The organism is Oleiphilus sp. HI0117 (genome assembly GCF_001635235.1).
Map to the genome: position 1 here is coordinate 1 of NZ_LWGA01001330.1, position 582 is coordinate 582.

Consider the following 582-nt stretch of genomic DNA (forward strand, 5'->3'; position numbering starts at 1 on the left):
TAGTCTCGCCCGACATACTTAATAAGCCTAGCAAACTAAGCGACCAGGAATTTCGTACTATTCGCGGCCATATAGAGATGGGCTCAGAATTTCTAAGTCGTATGGAAGGTTGGACAGAAGCCGCCACGATGGTTGCTCAACACCATGAGCGATATGATGGTAAAGGCTACCCAAAGAATTTGGCAAACGAACAAATACACCGTGGTGCTATGTTAATCGCTTTGGCGGACACCTTCTATGCAGTAACCAACGAACGTGCAGATAGAAGCTACAAGAAGTCTCTGTTCAGTGCTGTCACACTCATTAATGGCGAAAGTGGCACGCAATTTCACCCTACCTATGTCGAAGCTTTTAACGAAACAGTTAGGCATCATTACGTCACTCGCAAAAATATGACATAAAATAGTACCCTAAACAGTAGCGCTGGTTACCAAGCGTTACTGTTTAATAAATGACCTGCTCGACTTCCCGCGCTATCATTAAAAAATAGCTATCTCGGCGGGAGCAATCATCATGACTATTTCACTCAACGGCGGCATTGGCAGCCCTCAAAGCCTTTCCAGNGCGTCCCAAACTGATAGA

Annotated in this window: 1 protein-coding gene; it reads left to right on the forward strand. The window is 45.3% G+C overall.

All coding sequences use genetic code 11. The features are described 5' to 3' along the window. On the forward strand, positions 1-401 hold a 401-nt coding region (locus tag A3757_RS23050), incomplete at its 5' end, for an HD-GYP domain-containing protein (RefSeq protein ID WP_156506508.1). Positions 402-582: the final 181 nt, after the last annotated feature.